This window comes from Paraburkholderia sp. SG-MS1 (assembly GCF_012275575.1).
In the GTDB taxonomy this organism is placed as follows: Bacteria; Pseudomonadota; Gammaproteobacteria; order Burkholderiales; family Burkholderiaceae; genus Paraburkholderia.
Genome location: NZ_NPIH01000242.1, coordinates 1 through 23,215 on the forward strand (window position 1 = coordinate 1; position 23,215 = coordinate 23,215).

The 23,215-nt window shown below is 62.9% G+C and carries 17 protein-coding genes; 9 read left to right on the forward strand and 8 right to left on the reverse strand.

Annotation, left to right across the window (positions count from 1 at the left end):
• Both CIC12_RS23630 and CIC12_RS33695 read right to left on the reverse strand, forming a co-directional pair.
• On the reverse strand, positions 1-590 hold a 590-nt coding region (locus CIC12_RS23630), incomplete at its 3' end, for a LysE family translocator (protein ID WP_168667515.1).
• 563 nt (positions 591-1,153) lie between these two features.
• Positions 1,154-1,285 carry a hypothetical protein gene (locus CIC12_RS33695; RefSeq protein WP_274597571.1) on the reverse strand — a complete coding sequence of 44 codons (132 nt, stop codon included), beginning with the start codon at positions 1,283-1,285 and terminating at the stop codon, positions 1,154-1,156.
• Between the two features lie 1,105 nt (positions 1,286-2,390).
• Here CIC12_RS33695 and CIC12_RS23635 point away from each other — a divergent pair.
• The 5 genes from CIC12_RS23635 to CIC12_RS23655 all read left to right on the forward strand — a co-directional run bounded on the left by CIC12_RS23635 (position 2,391) and on the right by CIC12_RS23655 (position 9,968).
• Positions 2,391-3,374: a helix-turn-helix domain-containing protein gene (locus CIC12_RS23635; RefSeq protein ID WP_168667722.1), complete on the forward strand. Its 984-nt coding sequence runs from the start codon at positions 2,391-2,393 to the stop codon at positions 3,372-3,374.
• Between the two features lie 89 nt (positions 3,375-3,463).
• Entirely contained in the window at positions 3,464-5,026 is a 1,563-nt protein-coding gene (locus CIC12_RS23640; protein ID WP_168667516.1) for a mannose-1-phosphate guanylyltransferase/mannose-6-phosphate isomerase, read from the forward strand.
• Positions 5,027-5,092: 66 nt separating this feature from the next.
• Positions 5,093-6,478 carry an undecaprenyl-phosphate glucose phosphotransferase gene (locus CIC12_RS23645; RefSeq protein WP_168667518.1) on the forward strand — a complete coding sequence of 462 codons (1,386 nt, stop codon included), beginning with the start codon at positions 5,093-5,095 and terminating at the stop codon, positions 6,476-6,478.
• Positions 6,479-6,542: 64 nt separating this feature from the next.
• The gene (locus tag CIC12_RS23650) at positions 6,543-7,682 is read left to right on the forward strand and encodes a polysaccharide biosynthesis/export family protein (RefSeq protein WP_168667520.1); all 1,140 of its coding nucleotides are present in this window, start codon (positions 6,543-6,545) and stop codon (positions 7,680-7,682) included.
• Positions 7,683-7,733: 51 nt separating this feature from the next.
• A complete protein-coding gene (locus tag CIC12_RS23655; protein ID WP_168667522.1) occupies positions 7,734-9,968 on the forward strand; it encodes a polysaccharide biosynthesis tyrosine autokinase in 2,235 nt (744 codons plus the stop codon).
• Positions 9,969-10,703: 735 nt separating this feature from the next.
• On the opposite strand, the gene CIC12_RS23660 is transcribed toward CIC12_RS23655, so the two are convergent.
• Positions 10,704-12,206, reverse strand: a complete 1,503-nt coding sequence (locus tag CIC12_RS23660; RefSeq protein WP_168667524.1) for a hypothetical protein — start codon at positions 12,204-12,206, stop codon at positions 10,704-10,706.
• Between the two features lie 319 nt (positions 12,207-12,525).
• Between CIC12_RS23660 and CIC12_RS23665 the strand changes: the two genes are divergently transcribed.
• Positions 12,526-12,957, forward strand: coding sequence for a hypothetical protein (locus CIC12_RS23665; RefSeq protein ID WP_168667526.1), 432 nt, complete (start codon positions 12,526-12,528; stop codon positions 12,955-12,957).
• 7 nt (positions 12,958-12,964) lie between these two features.
• Positions 12,965-13,888 (forward strand): hypothetical protein, encoded by a 924-nt coding sequence (locus CIC12_RS23670; protein ID WP_168667528.1) that lies wholly within the window; start codon positions 12,965-12,967, stop codon positions 13,886-13,888.
• Between the two features lie 366 nt (positions 13,889-14,254).
• Here CIC12_RS23670 and CIC12_RS33320 read toward each other — a convergent pair whose 3' ends face one another.
• Entirely contained in the window at positions 14,255-14,848 is a 594-nt protein-coding gene (locus tag CIC12_RS33320; RefSeq protein ID WP_238812847.1) for a hypothetical protein, read from the reverse strand.
• A 277-nt stretch (positions 14,849-15,125) separates the two neighbouring features.
• Between CIC12_RS33320 and CIC12_RS23680 the strand changes: the two genes are divergently transcribed.
• Positions 15,126-15,302, forward strand: a complete 177-nt coding sequence (locus CIC12_RS23680; RefSeq protein ID WP_168667514.1) for a hypothetical protein — start codon at positions 15,126-15,128, stop codon at positions 15,300-15,302.
• A 398-nt stretch (positions 15,303-15,700) separates the two neighbouring features.
• Here the strand turns inward: CIC12_RS23680 and CIC12_RS23685 are convergent, their stop codons facing one another.
• Both CIC12_RS23685 and CIC12_RS23690 read right to left on the reverse strand, forming a co-directional pair.
• Positions 15,701-16,021 carry a hypothetical protein gene (locus CIC12_RS23685; protein ID WP_168667531.1) on the reverse strand — a complete coding sequence of 107 codons (321 nt, stop codon included), beginning with the start codon at positions 16,019-16,021 and terminating at the stop codon, positions 15,701-15,703.
• A gap of 488 nt (positions 16,022-16,509) precedes the next feature.
• Positions 16,510-17,235 (reverse strand): hypothetical protein, encoded by a 726-nt coding sequence (locus CIC12_RS23690; protein ID WP_168667533.1) that lies wholly within the window; start codon positions 17,233-17,235, stop codon positions 16,510-16,512.
• Between the two features lie 493 nt (positions 17,236-17,728).
• On the opposite strand from CIC12_RS23690, the gene CIC12_RS23695 reads away from it, so the two are divergent.
• The gene (locus CIC12_RS23695; protein WP_168667535.1) at positions 17,729-20,860 is read left to right on the forward strand and encodes an acetoacetate--CoA ligase; all 3,132 of its coding nucleotides are present in this window, start codon (positions 17,729-17,731) and stop codon (positions 20,858-20,860) included.
• 404 nt (positions 20,861-21,264) lie between these two features.
• Here CIC12_RS23695 and CIC12_RS23700 read toward each other — a convergent pair whose 3' ends face one another.
• Together CIC12_RS23700 and CIC12_RS23705 are read right to left on the reverse strand one after the other, a co-directional pair.
• Complete coding sequence (locus CIC12_RS23700; protein ID WP_238812850.1) at positions 21,265-21,546, reverse strand: hypothetical protein; 282 nt, start codon at positions 21,544-21,546, stop codon at positions 21,265-21,267.
• Positions 21,547-21,708: 162 nt separating this feature from the next.
• Positions 21,709-23,130 (reverse strand): UbiA family prenyltransferase, encoded by a 1,422-nt coding sequence (locus CIC12_RS23705; RefSeq protein WP_168667539.1) that lies wholly within the window; start codon positions 23,128-23,130, stop codon positions 21,709-21,711.
• Positions 23,131-23,215 lie beyond the last annotated feature (85 nt).

Sequence of the window (23,215 nt, forward strand, 5' to 3'; positions counted from 1 at the left end):
ACCACGCGGTCGATCGCGACGCGCAGCCGGCTGCCGATCGCGTGACGCGCGAGCGACACCACGCTCACCAGCACGCACCACCACGCGATCGAGCCGACGAACACGCCGCCCACCGTGGTCAGCGCAATGGCCGGGGAGAAGGCGCCGCGCGGCGCGAGCGTCGTGAACAGCGCGGCGAACATGATGACGGTTTGCGGATTGGTCAGCGTGAGCAGCAAGGCGCTCGCGTACGCGCGCAAGGCGCCGGCGCGGCCCACCTGCGCGAGCTTGCCGTCGCCGTTGCCATTCGAGGTGTCGGCGGCCGGCTTCTGCAGCAGCGTGCGCACGCCGAGATAGAGCAGGAACAGGCCCGCGAGCAGATGCAGCGGGCGGTCGTAGGCGAGCATGAACTGCGAAATGCCGACGAGGCCCAGCGCGGCGACCAGACCGTAGAGCGCATCGCCGGTTGCAATGCCGAAGCCGATCGCCAGTCCCGCGCGCGCGCCGCCCGTCAACGTGCGGCGGATGCACAGCATGCCCATCGGGCCGACCGGCGCGGCAATCGCGAGGCCGACGCCCGCGGCGGTCAAGAAAAGACTGGTGGTCGACATGGGAAAGCCCTTGAGCGGTGGTTCGGGTTCGCGACACGGGGTGATTCGTTTCGTTGCGAACGTGTGTGGCGCGTGGCGGTGTGATGATCGCCATCGGCCAGTGGAGAAGTAGCGCGGAAGTGCAGGCTGAAGTAACGCGGCCCGCCTTGCGAAGGCGGGCCGGCTCGCGTTTAGTGCTTCTTCTGGGTCGCCGAAACGCTCGGCGCTACGCGAATCGGTGTCCCACCCGATGGCGAAGTAGCAGGTTGCGGTTTCTTCTCCTGCTTCGGTTTCTTGACTTCGCGGTTACTGCGCATCTGACCTTTTGCCATGATGGACTCCCAATTGGCGATTTTCGCTCCTCACAGGAGCAGTCAGGTAGTGTGCGCTGATTTTGCCGTTACTGTTGGGATTTCTGTCTTTTGATACCCAGGACCGCCGAGGGCGGCGCGTGAATGGGCCTGAATTCGCCCAATGCCGAGCCGAGCGGTTCGTCCTTATGGATGCGGCTGTCTGCATCGCCACGATCAGATCGATCGATGCAAGGGCTCCTGAGTGCAATGCCGGGACCGCTCGAGAGCGCATCAATAGTCGCGATGATTCTCGGCGGTGCGGGCGAGCCGGTCCGAGACGTTGCCAAGCAGCAAGGCGAACAGCAATGCTCCCATCGTCGTAAAGAGGAGCGCGCCGATCATCGCAGCGAGGATCAGTGTCATCCATATAAAAGCGTTCATAGAATAGAAGCGGTTCCAGCATGTTGTCAGGCATCCTAACTCGTCCATGCGCGGGTGTTCTGTACGCCAGCAGGCTTCGAACCTGTCGTGAAGCGCCGAACTATCGGCGCATTGCGCCGCTTGTGGGCCACGTTGGCATCGGATGTGGTCGCGCGTCGCGGTGACCGTGCGCGCTGAGGTTGTCCCAATAGCGGCGGGTGCCGCACGGGCCGAGCCGGCATCCCGCGCCACGCGACAACGTTTGACGACATGCTGTGCACCGTTGCGATATACCACGTCGCGTGTGTGCCGTTGTTGAAGCGCCAGGTGCTGTATTTGCGCCCACACGGCGTCGACTATCCGCTCGCAATGCCTGGTCGAATTGCACATGCACGAGGTCACAACGGCCTTCACCTGGCTCGCAAGGAAGCTGCTGGGCAAAGCGCATAGTGCATTTGCGCAATTCACTGGCGGAATCGACCTGATTTGCGCTCGGTGCAATCCGCCATTCGCGCGCCGATTGCGACGCGCTCTAAGTTGTGGTGTTTCAACTCTGAAACATTAATCGCCAGCTTTATATTCCCGATTGCCGAAAACAATAAATTAAATAATCTGGTCGGCTTTCAAGTGCCTATATTGGATGTCTCTTTCGGAAATGCGGTGCGACGTTCTGTGGTCGGAGCAAATTTACGTGGGGTCCGGCACAGACAAGGCCGACGAGGGCGCTTACTCTCATCCTATGGTTCGTCCCGAAAAAAATTACTTAAAACTGCTGGGCGTTTGGGACGATCGAATTGTAAGTGCGCCGTTTTCGAGTGGTCGTGTAGTGTGCGCTGGCGTACGCAGTCGCCGTTTTATTTGCATTAAGATTCGCAAAATGCCTATTCATTCATATGTGGAATCGGCGATTAATTAGCGAGAAGCGGCGCGGTGGCGGGCTATTGCCGGCTTTCACTGGCCGGCGGTGACGCGGGCGCGCCAACATGTCTGCGCTTTCGGTCATGGCGGTTAAGTGCTGGAAGGGTCGTCGCATGATGCACAGCACAGAGCGGGGTTCTCTGTGTCGTGACCGCAAAGAGTAGATCCGTTTTCTGTAGAGAGGATGACCATGACCTGCGCGAGTCTCGAGTCTGCAATGCTGCGGTGGGTGCACGCGCCGACCAGGGGGATGCGTCGCATCGCGCTACTGATGTTCAACGACTGCTCGCTGCAGGGCGCCGGAGTAGTGGCCGAGGTTTTCCAGGCAGCCAATGAACTGGCCGCCTCGAACGCCGGTGGCTCGCTGTACGACGTGTCGTTCCTCTCGGCCGATGGCGGCATGGTGACCTCATCGTCCGCGCTGCGCGTGTGGACCGACGGACTTGATGCGCGGAACTCCGGCGGCTTCGATGCGTTGTACGTGGCGGGCGGCAAAGGCGCAAGCGCCGCCGCCGGCGACGAGCGGCTGATTGCATGGTTGCGGCGCGTGCGCCGTAACACCGGCATGATCCGGCCGATCGCGGAGGGGCGCGTGCTGCTCGAGGCGGCTTACGCGCCGGAGGGCAAGGGCAGCGCCGAGCCCGCTCAGCAGGCGGATGGCGCGCGGCACCCCGAGGCGCCCGCCGAAGCGGGCGACCGATTGGAGTCGATGAGAAGCGCCCTCGCGATGATCAAGCGCGACCTCGGCGGCGCCACGGCGCGCTCGGTGGCCGAACGCCTGCTCGCGGATTCGTGTTCGAACCTAGCGCCGCTGCTGGGCGAAGACGGCGGCCTGAGCCCCGGCGACAAGGTGCGCGCGGCGGCTCGCTGGCTTCAGGAAAATTGCCAGCAGTCGATTTCGATCGCCGACGCGGCGCAGTTCGCGGCAATGAGCGAGCGCAACTTTCTGCGCCGCTTCAAGATGGAAATGGGCATCACGCCATCGAGCTTTCTGCTGCACGAACGCCTTGCGGTGACGTGCAGCCTGTTGACCGAATCGGAATTGCCGGTCGACAAGATTGCCCGGCGCACCGGCATGGGCAATGGTGACCGCCTTGCAAAAGTGTTCCGCAAACGGATGAGAATTTCACCCACCGAATTCAGGATTCAAAGCCGCCGCATGGCTGGCGAATAGCGCGGGCGGGGCCGCGTTGACGGGCGCGTGAGCAATACGGCGCCAGGAAGTATTTCCTTAGACTTTTGAGAATTATAAGGAATCCGAATATGTTGACTCAGGGAGCGGGAAGCGCTGCGTTGTCCGGACCGGATGACGTCGCTGGCGGAGCATCCGGCGCGCGTTGCGCGCGCATCGTCCCGGTGATTCTTGCTGGGGGATCGGGCACGCGGCTGTGGCCGGTGTCGCGCGAAAACTTTCCGAAACAATTGATCGACGTGGTCGGCGCGGATTCATTGCTGCAGGCAACCGCGCGGCGCATGGAGGGCTTTCCGGCCGGCTGGCGTGTGGATGTCGCGCCGATCATCGTGTGCGGTGAGGAGCATCGCTTCGTGATCGCCGAACAGCTGCACGCAAACGGCGTCGACGCGCGTCTTATCGTGGAACCGGCGCGCCGCGATACGGCGCCGGCGTTGACGCTGGCGGCGTCGCTCGCGTGTGCGGACGGCGGCGACGCGATTCTCGTCGTGATGCCGGCCGACCACTCGATCGCCGACGTACAGGCATTGCAAGGTGCGCTGGAACGCGCCGCGCGCTACGCGGAGCGCGGCGCGATCGCGACGCTGGGCGTGCCGCCCACGCGGCCCGACACCGGCTTCGGCTATATCCGGATCGGCGCCGAACTCGGCGACGGCGGACATGCGATCGACGGCTTCGTCGAGAAACCCGCGGAAGAAATCGCCGCGCAGTACGTGGCGGCCGGTACCTATTGGTGGAATAGCGGAATCTTCATCGTGCGGGCGAGCGTGTGGCTCGACACGCTCAAGCGCCTGCAGCCGGACATGCACGCGGCGTGCGAGCGCGCATTCGTTGGCGGCAACACCGCTGAGGCCGTGTTCCGACCGCTGCTGGACGCATTCCTCGGCGTGCCCGCGGATTCGATCGACTACGCGGTGATGGAGCGCCTGATCGACACCTCCGATGCAGCAACGTACGGCGGCGCGCAGGGCCGCGATGCACTCGCGATGCCCGCCGGCGTAGTTGTCAGACTGGAGGCGGGCTGGTCCGACCTCGGTTCATGGGACGCCGTGTGGGCCGCGATGGACAAGGACGCCAACGGCAACGCGGGGCGTGGGCGGGTCGCGTTCGAAGGCGCGGTATCGAGCTATGCACATTCGGAAGGGCGGCTGGTCGCGTGCGTCGGCACCACCAACGTCGTGGTGGTCGAAACCGCCGACGCCGTGCTAGTGGTCGACCGCTCGCACGTCCAGGACGTGAAGGGGCTGGTCTCGCGTATCAAGGCACAGCACGCGCCGGAGGCCGACGCGCATCGCAAGGTGCGCCGCCCGTGGGGGTTCTACGACTCGCTCGACCACGGCGAGCGGTTTCAGGTGAAGCGCATCGTCGTCACACCAGGCGCGCAACTGTCGCTGCAACTGCACCACCACCGCGCCGAGCACTGGGTAGTCGTGCGCGGCACGGCACTGGTCACGCGCGGCGAAGAGCAGTTCCTGCTGAGTGAAAACGAATCGACGTTCATTCCGCTCGGCACTCGACACCGGCTCGAAAACCCGGGAAAAGTGCCGCTCGAAATCATCGAAATCCAGTCAGGCGTCTATCTGGGCGAAGACGACATCGTGAGGTTCGACGACAACTACGGCCGCTGCTCCTGAGCAGTCCGCCGGATTCATCTGCTAACAGGCACGGCAAGTAACGACGTAAGCACAGAGGTCAACAAAATGCGCAAGTTTCAGGATTTGCTCGCGCGAGTTTTCGATGTCGCGTTGGTGTTGGCGGGGGCGGCGCTCGCGTCGCAGATCCGCTTCGACTACCTCGCTCAATCCGGATTCTATTGGGCGCTCGTGATGTTTTCCGCCGCGTTCGCGCTGGCCATTTTCCCGGCGTTCGGCGTCTACGAATCGTGGCGCGGCCGCTCCAAGCTGGCACTCGCCGGTCAAGTCTCGCTCGCGTGGCTGATCGTGCAGGGCTGCGCGCTCGTGCTGATGTATTCACTGCATCGCAGCGATCTCGTGTCGCGGCTGTGGTTCTCGTACTGGACTGCGATGACGGGCGGTTTGCTGATCTCGTACCGGCTGATCACGCACGCGGTGCTGGCGCGCGCTCGCGGAGCCGGCATGAATCTGCACCAGGTCGCGATCGTCGGCAGCGGCACGCAATGCGAAGCCATTCTGCGCCGCATCGAAGCCGCACCGACCGCAGGTTTTCGTGCGACTGCCGTCTACAACACGCGTCCGGACGAGACGTCGGTGACGAATTCGCGTGTGCCGGTGTTCGACAGCGTCGACGCACTCGCCGACTATATCCGCACGAACGACGTGCACGAATTGTGGCTGATGCTCTCGCTGAGCGAGGAGCCGCTGATCTGCGCGTTGATCGGCAGATTCCGCGACGATCTCGTGAACATCCGTTTCATGCCCGACGTGCGCAGTCACGCGCTGTTCGAAGGCAGCGGCGTGGTCGAGCTGCTCGGCATGCCGGCGATCAATCTGGTGGCGTCGCCGCTCTCGGCGAGTTCGATGCTGAAGAAGGAAATCTTCGACCGCCTGTTCGCGACCGCCGCGTTGATCGCACTCGCGCCGCTGCTGCTGGCCATCGCGATCGCGGTGAAGCTCTCGTCGCGCGGCCCGGTGCTGTTCAAGCAGAAGCGCAAGGGCGCGGACGGCCGGGTCTTCACGATCTACAAGTTCCGCTCGATGCGTCTTCATACCGAAGCCAAGGGCGTGCTGAGCCAGGCGACGCGTGACGACAAGCGTGTGACGAAAATCGGCGCGTTCCTGCGCCGCACGAGCCTCGACGAGCTGCCGCAATTTTTCAACGTATTGCGTGGCGACATGTCGGTCGTCGGACCGCGTCCCCATGCACTCGAGCATGACGACCTCTATCAGAAAGTGGTCGCCGGCTACATCAATCGCTACCGGATCAAACCGGGAATCACGGGCTGGGCGCAGATAAACGGCTTCCGTGGCGAGACTGACCGCATCGAAAAGATGGAGCGTCGGGTGGAACATGACCTGTATTACCTGGGTCATTGGTCGTTCGCGCTCGATATGCGGATTATCGGCGCGACGATTGTCGCTGGACTGGTGCATCGAAACGCTTACTAAGCAATTAAAAACACGCCGGCGCTACCGCCTTTGGAACGGTTGCCGCGCGCACGGAGGAAATATCATGAGCTCACTTGGTCTACGCACGGGAAGTCTCCTGGTTTTCGCTACGGCAACGCTGCTTTCCGGATGCGGGATCGCACCCGGTCAACGGATGGTCACGCCGGCCGCGATCCAGGACACAGGGGGTGAATTCAGCACGGAAGCCGCGCAGCAAAAGCAGATACCGATTACCGATATCAACCTCGCGCTGCTGCGCAAGATAAATGCGGATCAAACGTCGGCGGCGCTGCCGTCGCAGACGCTTGGCCTGTTCGGCAAGCCGCCCATCTACAGGGTCGGCGCCGGCGACGTGCTGCAGATCGTGGTCTGGGATCACCCGGAACTGGCCGCCGCGCTCGGACAACCGAATCAGAGCACACGCAATGCGGATGCGATTCCGGGCTTCCTGATCGACGAAAACGGCGACATCCAGTTCCCGTACGCGGGCAACATGCATGTGGCCGGCAAGGACGTCTCGACGATCCAGAGAGAGTTGCACGCCCGTCTGAGCAAGGTTTATCAGAAGCCCGAAGTGACGGTGCGCGTGGCGTCGTTCCGCAATTCGCAGGTTTATCTGGACGGTGAAGTGCGCACGCCTGGCGCGCAATCGCTCAACGATATTCCGATGTCGCTCACAATGGCGATCAACCAGGGCGGCGGCTTCAGCGCGAATGCCGACCGCAGCCGCGTCGAGCTGGTCCGCAACGGCGTCATCTATCCGATCAACGTCGACGACCTGATCAAGCGCGGCCGTAATCCGTCGCAGATCTATCTGCAGCCGGGCGACCTGATCCGGGTGGCGGCGCGTGAAGACAGCGGCGTGTACGTGATGGGCGAGGTCAACAAGCCGGCCACCGTCCTGCCGTTGCGCAATGGTTCGCTGACGCTGTCGCAGGCGATCTCGGATGGCGGCAGCTTCGATTCGAACACGGCCGCCGCGCAGCAGGTGTTTGTGATCCGCGATTCGACGAGCGAGTCGCCGCAGATCTATCACCTCGATGCGACCTCGCCGGTTTCGATGGTGCTTGCCAATCAGTTCGAGCTTCAGCCGAAGGACATCGTCTACGTCGGCCAAGGCGGACTGGTTCGCTTCAATCGCGTGTTGAACCTGCTGCTGCCGGCCATCAATGCGGCTGTGACGGGCGTGGTGCTGACGAAATGACACGACGCGCGAGCTGAAACCTGAACCGCCGGGCTTTGCTGGGTGAAGAACATGGCAATCAACTTCGAAAACCGCTACACCGACGTGTCCGGATCGGACGAGCTTCGCCTGTCGGACTATCTCCGCACGATCGTGCGCGGTTGGCGCACCATTTGCACGGTGACGCTGATCGCGCTCGCGCTGGGGTGCGCGTACGCGTTTCTCGCGCCCCCCACGTATCGTGCCGACGTGTTGTTTCACGTCGAGGACAGGTCGGCCAATGTCAGCGCGATCGGCAAGAGTTCCTTGCCGCCGCTGCCCGGCATGTTCGACGCGAGGCCATCGACCGCGGCGCAGATCGAGTTGCTGAAGTCGCGGCTAGTCACGGAGGAGGCCGTCAAAAGTCTGCACCTCGATATCACGGCGACGCCACGCTATCTGCCGGTCATCGGCCGAATGATCGCGGGGCTGGTGTATGGCCAATGGGGTTTCCGGCTGCCGTCGTTCATCAATCTGTCGGGTTTCGCGTGGGGCGGCGAGAGCATCGCTGTGTCGCGCTTCGATACGTCGAAGGAGCTGTACGACACGACCTTCACGCTGATCGCGGGCGCCGACGGCACCTATATGCTGCGCGACCGCAACGGTATCGCGATCCTGTCGGGGCGGGTCGGCGAAACCATCGAAACCGATACCGCCGACGGGCCGATCGCGCTGCACGTCGACAAGCTGGTCGGCGCGCCCGGCTCGCGTTTCGAACTGTCGCGCGCGTCCACGCTGAGCACGGTGAACCGTTTGCAGAAAGCGGTGGTGGTGCAGGAAGCCACGCAGCAATCCGGCGTGATCCGCACGAGTCTTGAAGGCGGCGACGCCGCATTAACCGCGGCGATCGTGAACAACATGGCGCGCGAGTTCCTGCGGCAGGACCTCGAGAGCCGTTCGAGCGAAAGCGAGCACATGCTGGCGTACCTCGATCAGCAACTGTCAGGCGCGCGCAAGGCGCTCGAGGAAGCCGAGCAACGCTACAACAAGTTCCGCAATGCGCACGGCACGGTCGACCTCGGGGAGGAAAGCCGCCTGCTGTTGCAGCAGATCGTCGACAACAAAAGCAGGCTGCTCGATCTGCAACAGCAACGCGCGGAGATGTCACAGCGCTTCACGGCAAGTCATCCGATGGTTGCCGCACTCGACGCGCAGATCGCCGCGTTGCAGGGCGCGCAGACGAACATGAACCGCAGCGTCGCGGTGATGCCCGACACCGAACAGACCGCCATGCAGCTGTTACGCGACGTGCGCGTCAATACGGAGCTCTATACGAATCTGCTGAACAGCGTGCAGCAAGTGCGCATGGCAAAGGCGGGGCAGACGGGCAGTGTACGCGTGGTGGATTTCGCCGAAACACCCGACGAGCCGGTGCGCCCAAAGCGTGCCGAGGCAATTCTGATCGCACTCGGCGGCGGCCTCGCGCTCGGCATCCTGCTGACCTTCCTCAAACGCGCGATATACGGCGGCGTCGAACGCCCGGACGAACTCGAATCGATGCTCGGCGTGCCGGTGTTCGCAGTTGTCCCGCGCAGCCAGACGCAGCTGCGGCTGCAGGAGAAAGTGAGTCTGCGCCGTCGCGGGCTGCACGTGCTCGCGCAGCAGGCGCCTGAAGACATGGCGGTGGAGGGCGTGCGCAATCTGCGCACCTCGTTGCAGCTCTCGCTCGATTACGCAGATAACAACGTCGTGATGATCACCGGCTCGCGGCCCGATGCGGGCAAGTCGTTCCTGTCGGTGAATTTGTCGGCGCTGGTCGCCTCGGCGAAAAAGCGCGTGCTGATCATCGACGGCGACATGCGGCGTGGCGAAGTCCATTCGCACTTCGGCATCGCGCATCAGCCAGGTCTGTCCGACGTGTTGAGCGGCGGCGATCTGCACGCGATGATCCAGCGCGACGTGCTGCCCGGTCTCGACGTGCTCGCCAAGGGCTCGCTGCCGTCGCATCCGGCCGAACTGCTGATGAGCAAACGCTTCGAAACGATGCTCGACGAACTGAAGCCATACTACGACCTCGTGATCGTCGACACCCCGCCGGTGCTCGCGGTCACGGATCCGACGCTGATCGGCAAATACGCGGGCACGACGCTGCTGGTGGTGCGTCACGGCCGCCATCCGGCCAACGAGATCGCCGAGGCCGCGAAGCGCTTGCGCAACAGCGGCGTCGCGATGCGCGGCGTGCTGCTGACCGACGTGCCGCAGGAAGGCGCGTTCCTGGGGTCGGGTTATCAAGGCGGCTATTACGGTTACGACAGTGTCGCTGGTTGAGGGCGCGACCTCCTTGCGCGGTCCGCTCGATCGCGCTACCGCTTCGGCATATACATGGGCGTTGCAGTGAAGCCGCACGTGATGAAGCGAGGTGCATCGCGGCAACCTGGAATCCAAACAGTCGCGCCGGCAGCGAAGAAAGATCGACATGCCTCTTCGCTCACATCGAGCGGCCCCGGGGCGAGTGCCGGCACTGTCCGTCGTGCCGAGCGGCACGATCCGTTCATTGGCGCGATGCAGTCAGAACGATTCACGCACGCCCATGCGTGCTTCCTCGGTCGTGAAGATGACCTCGGCACGCATCGCGCAGCACGTCGTATTCGGCCCACGGCGAGTACTGCCACTTCTTCAGATGCTTGAGCGCATGGCTTGCTTGAACCACGTCTCGAGCATGCTGTACACGTACACGCAGTGCGACACGTCGCCCCTGTGCAGCATTTTCCCTGCGGCTAAGCTATCGCATCGCCACAGCTGAAGGACGATGACCGCGTCGAAGCGTTTCGCGTCGGCGGTGATTGACGGCGCGCGCCGCCCGCAATAGCCGTAGCGGGCGTCGGTCCATACGCAGGTGTGACACGGAAACGGGAAAGGCCCGGACGCAGCCGTCGTCGGGTGCGTCGCAGTTCGCGACTTCGAGCACGTGTCCCGCGTCGCGCATGGCTATGCCGCTACGACGCACGCCTTCGACCGGAACGCCTCCGCACGGATCGACGCCCGCGAGCAACTCGAGAATTTTCATTGGCCGATGCGCGGCCGGTTGGCGTGCGGCACGTGCGAGCCGTGCGGCACGAGTGCGCCGAACCGGCCTTCGTTGGATGCGGCGCCGGTCGTGCGCGATGTACCGAGTGTCGATGCGAGATCGGCGCGGCCCATGCCGGGGTGGATGCGGCCCGGCAATTCGGGCATCGGGACCGGAACTCGCGGCGGCGGCGCTGGCGCGCGGGTCGTGCGCATGGTGTTCGCCGGCAGCGCGCGTTGCAGGCGCGCGTACGTGGCGATCATCAGGCCGAGCGCGACGCCGAAGATCAGACCCGAGAAGCGCGGCCCGAGCGGATTGCCGCCGATGGTAGTGGCCGGCAGCGCGGCGAACAGCATGATCGCGCGCCCAAGCACGGGCAGCAGCGGCGCGTTGGGCAGGACCGAGCGCCCGTGGCGGTATGAGAAGACGCAGATCGCCAGCGCGGCCAGCATCGCCAGCGGCATGGCAATGCCGAATACCAGCCCGCCCGCGAAGAACTGATAGACCCAGAAGTTGTGACCCGCAGCCCATTGGTTGATCGCGTAGAAGTCCTGCTCGCTGAACTGGTCCGCGAGGTACGGCAGATAGACGGGCGAGTAGCGATAGTAGTGGCCGAAGCCCTCGCCGAACAGCAGCGTGTCCGCCGACGCGGTGACCTGGTCGTACTGATCGCGCATTTCGGCGAGTCGCGTGATCGCAGCCAGGTCCGTGCCGGAGACGCTCTCCTGGGACGCGAAGATGAGCTGGGTCCGGTGTTCCGCCTCGGTCGGAAAGCGCCAGGCCACGATGGCCGCCATGCCGGCCAGCACTGTGCCGACCACGAGGCCGCGGGCGAGCGCGCGTCGCGCATGACGGATGGTCGGCGCACTCAGCGCCAGCGCGAGCAGGAACAGCAGCGCCGTGCCGACCAGCACGCTGCGCGTCTCGCTCAGCCATTCGACCACGACGGTGGCCGCGAACACCGCGACGCTGAAGACCGGAAAGCGCCGCGCCACGATGAATTCGTGCAGCAGTACGGCTTGCAAGCCGAGCAGCGTCACGGAGATGATCCGCTCGCGCACGTCGTCGAGACCACCGCCCGTTGCCATGCCGTAGAAGAACGTGAGCACGAGGCTGATCAGGTTGGCGACGAACAACGCCCTTTCGAATCGCGCGAGCCGGTCGGCACTCCACGGCCGGCACGCGACGAGATAGGCGAGCAGGAACAGCACGAAGGGCAGCAGGGCGCGCAGATACTTGCCGGTGTCGTTGTCCTGAACCAGCTGGGCGACGACGCTGCCGACTACACACAGCAGCACGCTGATGGTGACGACCGAACGCAGCTGCGAACGCTCGTGAAAGCGGGGAGCGATAAGCAGCAGCGCGACGCCCGCAAACGCCGTGGGCAGGATGAGGCCGAGTTGCGTGAAGTAGCCGGTGTTCGCGTCGGTTGCCTTGTAGTCCAGGGCAAGCGGTAACAGAAAAAGCCAAATCCATGGCGTTGCATACTGATGGCGCATCGCTGATCCTCACCGTCGCGGTCATGACGCCGTCGGTCTATAGCAGACGGTCTCACAGGGGGCATTGTGCGGGAATCTCCCCGATTGTCAGTTACCCCGACCGCATTCCTCGCTGATTGCCCGGGCAAGGGGCGACATGCAACACGCGCAAACCTGGGCTTGTTGTCGGTCAAGGTATTGAAGTAGGCGCACACGCAGATGTGCCGCCGCCAGCGGTGCTAGTAGAACCCGGAGTCCGCGTCGGGTGTCCAGACAGCCGCGCGCACGAACGTGCTAGCACCAGTGCCGATGACGAAGGCAATGCGATCGATCGCCCTCAATGATGCGTAAGCAGGTCGCGTGGCGCGGGCGGCGGTTCGGGCGGTGCTTCGACGGGCGGTGGGATCTGGAGTTCGGATCGCTGCGTCGCCATTGTCAGGAGACGCCGCGCCTCCTTGCTACTCGAATCGATCTCCAGCGCATTGCCGGCGTTGTGCGACACGCACGTCCAATGCCCGACGTATCCGCAGCCTCGCGCAAGGCTAAGGAACGCGTCGCGCTGCTCTTCGCGGATACTCACGGCAGAGCGCAGGCGCTGCGCGTCGCGGTTCCCTGGCTGCGCCGCGACGGCCGCGGCGAGGCGTGTCTTCGTCGCCGACAAATTGTTCGCCTGCAGACTGGCTCGCGCGGCTTTCAGATTCCGCGCTGCGTCCGCGCGCAATTTGTCCGCCGGGCTGATCGGCTGACTGCCGGGGCTGTGTTGGGCATCTGACGTCGATGTGACGGTGGCCCTCGTGGTGGACACGGGCGCAACGGCAGACCTGGCGTCGGGTGCCGACGCAACGGCTCGCTTCGCACTGGACGCAGGCGCAATGGCGGACTTCGCGTCGGGCGTTGATGCAACGGCGCGCTTCGTGTCCGGTGCCGACGCAATGGTGGGCTTCGTATCGGGTGCCGATGCGAGGGCGCGCTTCGTGTCGGGTGCCGACGCAATGGCGGCCTTCGCTTCGGGCACTGATGCAACGGTGGCGCGCTTCGTATCGGGTGCCGACGTGATGGCGGGCTTCGTATCGGGCGCCGATGCGACGGCGCGCCTCGTATCGAGCGCAGGCGCAATGGCGGCCTTCGCTTCGGGCACTGATGCAACCGTGGCGCGCTTCGTATCGGGCACTGACGCAACGGCGCGCTTCGTATCGGGTGCCGACGTAATGGCGGCCTTCGTATCGGGCGCCAATGCGATGGCGGGCTTCGTATCGGGCACTGATGCAACCGCGCGCTTCGTATCAGGTGCCGACGCTATGGTGGACTTCGCATCCGGCACCGATGCGACGGCGCGTCTCTCGTTGGGCAATGAAGCACCGGCACGCTTCGCATCGGACGCCGCCGCAATGGGGGCCTTCGTATCAGGCGCTGCCAGGACTGGGCGGCGCTGCTCCAATGGCGCCGTGACCGTCGGCGCGACCGGCGCGAACCGCGCGGACGCGGCCTGCTGCGCACCGCTACTCGCCGGCCGCTGCGCGTGCGCCACGCCAGCCTTGCCGGCAACAGCGCCGGGCGCCTTGCCGTTCTGCGCCAGCACCGTGCCCGATGTCTCGATCGGCGCGCCCACGCGCGTCTCATCGCCATGGATGAAGCCGAGGTACACCGCGGATGTCGCCACTATCACCGAGGCCACAGCCGCGGCCGGTCGGCGCAACCGCTGATAGACGCTTGCCGGCGCAAGCGGTTCTTCGATCGCATCGTAGCGCTTGACCATTGCGCGCGACGACGGGCTCCAGATCCTACGCGGCGGCACGCTGGGCGCGAGTGCCGGCTGACGCTGGTTCAGCGCTACGGGCAGACCCGGCGCTCGCGCCGCGCGTGCGCCGAACGTATCGGCGGGGCGCGTGCGGCACGAAGGACACGGCAATAAACGGCCGCTTAGCGGCGCACCGCAGTGGCCACATCGTTGGGAATCCTGCTGATCGAAGGTCGTGTCGCTAAGCATGGCCGGGTCGCTAACGGGCGTCGAATGCCGATGCCGCCATCAAAAGAACGGGGCACGGAGCCAGGAGGTTTGCAAGCGGGACTTACTGTGCGACGACGTAGCCTCGCGCCTGCATGCACGCGCCGTATGCGGCCCAATACTGGGTCATGGGCGGCTCGGGCGCAGGTAGCGGCGGCAGCTTGACGCTCGACGCCGCATTCGCGTGCTCCGACGAACCGGCTTCAGCCGCCGATGCGCCGATATCCGCCGTCGTTGCCGCCGATGCCGGCGTGGCCGCCGTCGTGGCGGNACCCGCCACTGGCGCGCTCGCCGGACGCGGTGCCGAAGCGCCTGCGGCTGTCGCCGCCGTCGCCACCGGCTCGCTGGCGCCGGGCGCGGCCGCGGCGGCCGGCATGCTCGCGCTCATCGGCGTGGCCGAGAAAGTGCTGGGCGGCAGTGGTGGACGCGACGGTACGCCGGTCGACGTGGCTTTGCTGGCCGGTTGAGGGCGCGGCGGAATTTGCGGTTCGCGCTTGATGTCGATCTTGGTCTTGTTGGCCTGCGCAAAGCACATCGCGGTGTCGACGCTGCGCTGGTAAGGGCTTTGACTTTGGACAGGATAGGTGAGCGGCTGCCATGCGAGGGCAGCGTTGCTAACCACCATGAGCGTCAGTACGGTATATGTTTTAAATTCCATCGCAGTGGCTCCCGCAGCGATGTTTCGCCTTTTTCATTGGCTAATGCGTTTCGCGACGTGTCTGTTGGCTGCTGGTTCTGCCGCTGAAGGGCGGCTCACTGTCGCGAAGGCTGCTCTCTGTGAAGCGTAACACTGCGTATTGTGGAAGCAAGAGTCCGCATAGCGCGCGAAAACGCCATCGTGCTGTCCAAACAAGCCACATTGAATGCGAGACGGCGGAAAACGGCGAAAAACATGGGGAATCCCGACGGCTGATGGCGGTCCGTCAGGACGCAGGATGAAGAACATCAAGTACCACTATGGGAAACTTGCCGCGACGGCGGACAAGGACTATACCCAGATGAGCGCGCTGCGCGATCGCGATTCCTCCGAATTCGCGGCACGGATCAAGGTGAATTGCGAACGTTTAAAGTGGCCGGCCGGCAATTCGCTACGGACACCAGCGCGAAAGTGAGGGCAGTAGAGGCCTCTCTGGTTTGGGTGTCTGCCACGTTTCCATCAGCAGACATGTCGCGGCCCGGCTCGTCGCCCACACTACCTTTTCCAACTTCATCGGCGAAGACCCCCTGGTTGCCAAGGAGGCATAGACATGCACGGCAAAAGCCTCGCGGAAAATGTTTTTCGACGCCGATGTGCGGCAGCGAATATTCAGGAAACATGCCGCAATGACCGTATGTAACCTCGCGCCACCGGGGGGAAACAAACGATGTGTCCACCGATACGCATTGGGAAAAATGGGGAAAATCATCGCCATACTACGGGGTGGTAAGTTGGCTTCAGTTCCGGGAGCCCGAACTGTCGACCGATGGAAGGCAACAGCCCTTCCAGAGCGGAGAGCCGAATGTGTCCAGCCTATTCAATGCCATTCATCGACATTTGAATCGGGACTTTCGGGCCGAGAGGGCCACGGATTTCGGCCGTGGCGTGGGTCGTTTGATCATGCCACTGTCGAGGCGAATAAAAAAGCGCGGTTGGAATCGACGTTTCTGCATCCATGCTGGAAGAAGCGGCGAAAAACGTCAGCCGGGAAGGCATCGGGAATGTCGAATTCGGCGATCCAATGATGGGCTGGCGAATCTCCACGGAATGTTCGGTTTGATCAATTCCTATATCGTGATCCAGCATATTCCGGTCGAACGTGGAATGAAGCTCGCCGAGGCTCTGCTGAGCCACCTTTCGCCGGGCCCAATTGCCGTTCTACACTTTACCTACGATAGCAATGCGACCCCGCTCACCGATATCCTCAGTTGGACTCGCGACCGTTTCGCCCCCGCGCATTGGCTGGCCCATCTTGCTCGTGTAAGGCCTATGTGCGAACCGACGATGCAGATAAATGCGTGCAACGTAAATCGACTTCTCACGTTATTCCGGCGTTGCCGCATTGAAAATTGCATGTGGAGTTCACCGATCACGGTGCGCACGGCATCGAGTTTTTTTCCTGTTGAAACCCGCGGCCGCTCACTGATACCCGGGCCGCAATGCGGGTGACGATGCACGCTGCCGCCTATAAACCGCTTGCGCCGCTCAGTTTTCCCGCAATAGAAAAACGCGCGACCACTTGAATCGAGGCCATGGGATTTTTCTGTAGAAGCTTCTAAACCAGCCACTCCTGGAAGCACATCATCGACATTTCCGGAGCTTTCTATTGCAGGCCATGCCTCTCAGTGCCGTGCACGACGCAGCATCGCGCTAAGGCCCAGCGAATGACCAGGATCATAGTAATGGATCAGCAGCGTGCGGCGCTGTCCCGTCTCGACCTCGAGATTCCCATGCTGGAGCGCAAAGCCATTGAACGCGTAGACGCTGCCGACCTGCACCGGCACGCGATCGCAATTGCCGCGTCGCAGATCGTGCCACGTCAGCCATTTCCGCCAGCTGAGCGGCAGGCCGCGCTGAATGCCGTGGCGAATCTTGCATATCACATTGCCCGGCGTGGAGACCGAAAGGCGAGGGCGGCGGTACATCACCAGATCGCCGTTGGCGTCACTCTCCGGCGCCAGCTGTAGCGGAATCAGCAACGTCAGCAGATGGGAGTCGTAATGGCGGCAATGACTTTCCGCCCGCGTCGCTGCGCTCGAGCAGCGAATCACGTGAAAAGGTTGCAGCGGCAAGTCCGTCTTTCCGGCCCGAGCCGCCATCGAGCGTGTATTCGCACAAATAGTCTCTTCGAGTTGCCGGAATGCCTCGCTACGGCGAATCAACTCGGCCGCCATCAGGCTTATTTGAGCACGTTGCGGCAGGCTGCCAAACGCATGATCGATGACTTCGTTGATTTCTGCAATTGCTTCAAGAGGAATCACATTGTTAAAAGACTTCAGCGCGACGCCTTTTTCTATCTGAATGCGCTTCGCGGGCGAATGACCTCGTGCGTCTGACAGGGTTTGCATAGGACGGAATCTCTCTGATATTGAATCTTGTTCCCGAATGCGTAGGTCTCGTGATGAAAAATAGGCGTTGGCCGCATTTCGCTATGTACGTTGGCCAACACAAAGTGATGAAGCGTATAGAACATCGGACGCTGGTTGAGCGTAACGAAGCAGCGACGCGAATTCCGACGCACTCAGCGTGTTACCGGGTAAATAGATGAAAGGGCTTTTATTTAATGCTGTTAGCAGGATGAAAGGTGTAATGGCCGAATAGCATTGACTCGGGAATCAGCGCCACCTGGCACTCGATAAAACGATCGCAGAAGTTGGTTCGTTAGAGCACATTCCAGTGCCGGACGCGCGCGTACATTCTTTCCCAATCTTTCTCATTCTTTCGAAAGCACCGCCGAGCATGCAGGACCGGATCGGCAAAGTGTTTCGTGAATCGTTAAAGCAGGGTACATATGCGTCCGCTTTGCCGCGGGGTATCTATTCCCTCTTGAGAGCTCCAGACATGACTTCCTTCGATCGCCGCGATCCCATTCGGATCGCTAACAGCACCCGCACGCCAGTCTATTTACCGTCATCACAACGGATCGCCGCATCGCAAATGAGCGCATTTGCTGCAACACTCCACGCGCGCACGGGTTTACCTTTGTCCGATTACCCACGACTGCACGAATTTTCGGTACGTGAATACCGGAGCTTCTGGCGTTGCTTTCTTAAGTGGTGTACGGATATAAAAACTTCAGGCGAAGTCGAGCCGGTCTGCGTCGGCGAAGACATCGAACGCGCGAAGTTTTTTCCGCGCCTCGAACTGAGCTATGCGGATAGTCTGCTCGGTTTGACCATCGCCGGTGCCGCCGCCCCTGCATTGACCGAGTGTCATATAGACGCGCCGACTGTGCGCCTGACGCGCGGCGAACTGCGCGAGCGAGTGGCGAGCCTCGCTTGCACGCTCGAACGTCTCGGGTTGCGCAGTGGCGATCGTGTGGCCATGGTCATGCGCAACGACGCGCAGGCCGTCATCTGTACGCTGGCCGTCGCCGCGCTCGGCGCGACGGTGGCGAGCGCGGCCCCGGAGATGGGCGCCGATGCGCTGCTCGATCGTTTCGTACCGCTTGCGCCACGGCTGCTGTTCGCGCACACGGTCACGCGTGCGACCGACCGGGGCACGCCGCTTGCAGAGAACGTCGCAGGCCTCGCCTCGGCGATGCCCTCGCTCGAAGGCATCGTCAGCCTCGATGATGGACCGTTGTCCGACAGCATCACGCTGCCGGTTCTTTCGCTTGGCGCGCTGATTGCACAATCCGATCCGGCGGACTTCGTCTGGCGGCGCTTTCCGTTCAATCATCCACTGTTCATCATGTTTTCGTCGGGTACGACCGGCAAGCCGAAATGTATCGTGCATGGTGCCGGTGGCACGCTCCTCGAACACCTGAAGGAGCATCGGCTGCATACCGACTTGCGCCCTGGCGAGAAGCTCTATTTTCAGACCAGCTGCGCGTGGATGATGTGGAACTGGCAACTATCGGCGCTTGCATCGGGGGTCGAGATCGTCACATACGACGGTCCGCTTGCGACGGTCGATACTTTGTGGCGTATTGCGGCCGATAACCGCGTGAACGTGTTTGGAACCAGCCCTGCCTATCTGAAGATGTGTGAGCAGGCGAATCTCGAGCCTGCCAGGCAGTTCGACCTTTCGGCGCTGCGCGCGATGCTGTCGACCGGCGCGGTCCTGTTCGACTCGCAGTACGACTGGGTAAAAGAGCACGTCGGAGCGTTGCCGCTGCAGTCGATTTCGGGCGGCACCGATATCATCGGCTGCTTTGTACTTGGCAATCCGAACTTGCCGGTCTACGCGGGCGAAGCGCAATGCAAGAGTCTGGGGCTCGATGTCCAGGCGTGGGATAGCGGCCGACCGGCAGTCGGGATCGGCCATCTCGTCTGCACCAATCCGTTCCCTTCGCGACCGGTTGGTTTTTTTGGCGATACCGACGGGACACGTTTTCATGCGTCGTACTTTGCGGCCAACCCTGGCGCCTGGACGCACGGCGATCTGATCGAATTTTCGCCTCAAGGATCGGCGCGCATGCATGGCCGCTCCGATGGCGTGCTGAACGTCGGCGGCGTGAACGTCGGGCCCGCGGAAATCTATCGCATTCTGAACGACATTCCCGGCATTCGTGACGCGATGGTGGTCGATCGGAATGCGGCCGGTTCGTTATCCCATGCAGGCCGCAATGGGGCGAATGCGACCTTGACCGCAGGTTCGCGCGAACGAGGCATCGTTCTGCTGCTGGTACTGGAAGCCGGTGTCGAGCTTTCCGCCGCGTTGCTGTCACGCGTGCGCGGTGACCTCGTTCGCCGTGCATCGCCCGCGCATGTGCCGGGTTTGGTCCTCGCGGTCGAAGCTCTGCCGACCACCCATAGTGGCAAGCCCTCGGAGGCCGCGGCGCGCGATGCCATCAACGGCGTGCCGCCCAGAAACGCTGGGGCGTTGCGTAATCCCGATTGTCTCGACGCCATCCGCCGGCAAGCGGCACTGAACCTTGAAAAAGGCTCGCTGCCGTTGCCCGGCAATACGCGCGAGCAGAGAGAGACGTACCTGCGGGCATTGTGGGAACGCATGTTCGGTTTTGGACCGATAAGCAGCGACGATAACTTTTTCGATCTGGGCGGCGATTCGCTTCTCGCCGCGGAGATGGCGAGCCATATACACGATGCGACCGGTCAGACGATCTCGCTGACGAACCTGATGACCGCACCGACCATCGCGCAAATCGCCGCAATCCTTGAAGCCGGCCCGGCGAGCGCGCCGTCGAGCGCAATGGTGCTGATGCGCGCGGGCAACGGGACGCCGCTTTTTCTTGCGCACAGCGTCACCGGTTCGGTGATGGAATGCCGCGGGCTGATTGGCGCATTGCGAAACGGAAGGCCGGTGTACGGACTCAACGCACACGGTCTCGAGGGCGAAAAAGCGCCGCAACAGCATGTCATCGACATGGCGCGCGACTACGTGGCGCAGATACGGCAGTTGCAGCCGCACGGGCCGTATGCGCTGGCTGGCTACTCTTTCGGCGGCCTGATCGCTCTCGAGATCGCCCAGCAACTGCATCGCACGGGCGAACGGGTCGAGATGCTGTGCCTCGTCGACACCTATGTCAATGAGCGCTATCTGCCGTGGGATGCATGGATGCGTTACGAAGGCCGCTACGTCATCGAGCAATGGCGGACGTTCCGCGGCATGTTGTCGGCGCAGCGTACCCGCTACGTGTCCGCCAAGATCGCGGCGGTGGTTGACCGGACGCGCCTGCGCCTGGGACGCACGGCGCATAGGCTCGAACCCGATGCTGTCGGGCTGCCCCCGGTGCTGCTGCGCGTACGCCAGGCCATGCAGGTTGCGATGGCCACGTACCGGCCGAAACGGTATCGCGCCGGCCCGATCCTGTATGTTCGCGCGTCGACGCGAATCGAGGGCCGTGGGAATCCACTGCCGTTTTGGCAGCGGGTTGCATGCCGCGGACTGAAGGTCATCGACGTGGCGGGCGGTCACAGCGATATGGTCTTCAGACCTAACGCGGATGTGGTTGCCGCGGCACTCGATGCGGCGTTGTCGGGCAATCGGGCCGTGATCGAATCCTAGCGTCTGTCATGAACACTGGATGAGGTGTGCCCGGCGACCTGCCGGGCTGCCTCGCCGGGATAGATCCTATCGGCAACGCTAGCATCACGCTTTGCCTGAGCCACCTCCGTCCACCGCGCGAGTCCGTTGCTCGACCTGCGCGCGATCCTGCGCGTTGCGGCTTTTCCCTGTCATCTGCAATGCGGGCAGCGTCGCCAAGGCATTCACGGGTCGATGCACTGTCGAGCCTTTGCGACGGCGCGCCATCGGCAACGTGCGCCATGGTGCAGTACTGCGGACCCACCAGCGCGACCCATTCCATCTTTCACGCAGATCGTGCCGGCGTTGCTTGCTGTCCGTTCGCACAGGAGGGCACGTCACCCAGCTTCAAACACGGCGTGTCCAGAAAGATGCGCAATGCCGGGTCAAGAATAGATCAGATAGATGCCGGCCGCGAGTAGCGCCGCGCCGCCCGCAGTCTTGACCGTCACCGCTTCGCCCGCAAACAGGCCGTAGCCGAACAACTCGATGATCGTGATGCCGACCATCAGCGGGTACGCGAGGCTCAGTTCCACACGACGCAACGCGAGCGCGTACAGGACGAAACCGGCCCCGTAGGCGCCGATTGCGCCGGCGCGCATCAGCATCGGCCCGCCCGTCAGCGTGTCCAGAGACAGCAGGCCGCCGGAGGTCTGTACGGTGTTCATGGTTGCCGCAATGCGCAGCAGGACACTGGCAACCGCACTGAGCGTGCCGGCTGCAAAAAGAAGAAAGATCGCCATTCGTCGCTAGTCGTTGTTATCGAGTGGGCGCGGTGCGCCGGTGTGCATCGCGCCGGTCGTTGCGTTGCGGCTGACCGACCCGGATCGCTATGCTGCCAGAACAATACTGGCGACGCACGCCGTCAACACGCACAGGCTCACCTTGTCCTTCAACGCGAACACGATCGGATCGTCGTGCATCTTGCCGCGGAATGCCATGATCCATACCCGGCTGACCCAGAACAGCATCAGCCCGAACAATGCCCAGAGACCTTCCTGGTGACGATACATCAGCTGTACTTCAGGCGAATTCAGGTACAGCGCGAGCACCAGAGCCGCCGTGTAGCCGGCTGCGGTGCCGAAGGACTGCAAAATCGCCAGATCCTGCGTGATATAGCCACGTCCGGCCGCGGCAGACTTGCCTTCCTTCAGGATCACGTTCAGTTCGGCGTAGCGCTTGACCATCGCAAGGCTCAGGAAAATCGACACTGAGAAGAGGATCAGCCAGTACGACAGCGGAATCTGTCCCGCGGCGCCGCCCGCTACTATTCGCGCCGTGTAGAGCGTGGCGAGCGAGAACACGTCGACGAGCATCAGCCGCTTCAGTACGAACGAATAGGCCAGCGTCAGCGCGAAATACAGGCCTAGCACCAGCACGAACTTCGCGGGCAGAAACGTCGTGAGTATCGCGGTGAGCGTCAGCAATACGGCGGTCAGCGCGACGCCAAACGACAGCGGCAGCTTGCCGGACGCAAACGGCCGGTTGCGCTTACGAATATGGCGACGGTCCGCGTCGAGGTCGAGCATGTCGTTGACCAGGTACACGGACGACGCACACAGACTGAAGGCGAAGAACGCGATGGTCGCGTTGAGGACCGCGGTGGCATTCGTGAACTGGTGCGCCGCAAGCAGCGGCAGAAACACCAGCGTGTTCTTGCACCATTGGTAGACGCGCGTCGCCTGCAGCACGACGCGCAGCGGCGGCCTCACTTCATCGAACAGAATGATCTGCTGATTGACCTTGCGGGCAGCGGCTGCCATCTTCTGGTTGCCCACTACGATCGCGGCATGCGCCCGCTTCCAGACGGGCACGTCGGCCATGTCGTTGCCGCAGTAGTCGAAGCCCTGCTCGCCGAAGCGGCCCGCGAGTGCGCTGGCCTTGTTGTTGCCGCGGAGGTTGAACTCGCCATTGCTGGCCATGACGCCGCTGAAAATGCCGAAGTGCGCAGCGATCTGCTCTGCGAACTGTTCGTTGGACGCGGTGCACAGGTATAGCTCGCGTCCGCTCTGTTGCTCCGTCCGAAGGTAGGCGACCAGCCGGTCGTTGTACGGCAGGATCCCGACGTCGATCGTCACACGTTTCGCGATCTGGTCCTTCAGGTAACCTTTGCCGCGCGTCAGCCAAACCACGCACATGAACAGGTAGAGCGGGTTTTTCTTGAGCAATACGAGGAGCGATTCGGCCAACAGATCGGTTCGCGCAAGCGTGCCGTCAAGATCGACGCACAATGGAAGAGCGTGAGACGACATGGCAACACCTATTGGCAGAAGAAGCGATTGATCGGCGCAAAACTCGGGCATGCGGCCGTACGCAGGCCACAGTGCCGATCCTAAG